This is a genomic window from Brevundimonas abyssalis TAR-001 (assembly GCF_000466985.1).
Lineage (GTDB): Bacteria > Pseudomonadota > Alphaproteobacteria > Caulobacterales > Caulobacteraceae > Brevundimonas > Brevundimonas abyssalis.
Map to the genome: position 1 here is coordinate 1 of NZ_BATC01000126.1, position 555 is coordinate 555.

At 69.9% G+C, this 555-nt stretch carries 1 pseudogene; it reads left to right on the plus strand.

Annotated features, from left to right (window positions below):
* Nucleotides 1-555, plus strand: a pseudogene (gene bioB / locus MBEBAB_RS14805) (biotin synthase BioB); the annotation flags it as partial.

Consider the following 555-nt stretch of genomic DNA (forward strand, 5'->3'; position numbering starts at 1 on the left):
CAGGTGGTCATCGCCGAGGCCATGGCGGCCAAGGCGGGCGGCGCGGACCGTTTCTGCATGGGCGCGGCCTGGCGCGAGCTGAAGGACCGCGACCTGCCGAAACTGGCGGCCATGATCGGCGGGGTGAAGGCCTGGTCTGGAGACCTGCGCCACCCTCGGCATGCTGACGGCCGAGCAGGCGAAGGAGCTCAAGGAGGCCGGGCTCGACTACTACAACCACAACCTGGACACCGGGCCGGAATATTACGCGAGGTGGTGACGACGCGCACCTATCAGGAGCGGCTCGACACCCTGGAGCATGTGCGCAACGCGGGCATGGCCACCTGCTGCGGCGGCATCGTCGGCATGGGCGAAAGCGCCGTGACCGGGCCAGCCTGCTGCACGCCCTGGCCACCCTGCCCGAACATCCCGACAGCCTGCCGGTCAATGCGCTGGTCCCGGTCACCGGCACGCCGCTGGGCGAGCGGGTGATGCGGGAGGGCGAGATCGACCCCATCGAGTTCGTGCGCACCGTGGCCGTGGCCCGCATCGTCTGCCCCAAATCCATGGTCCGCC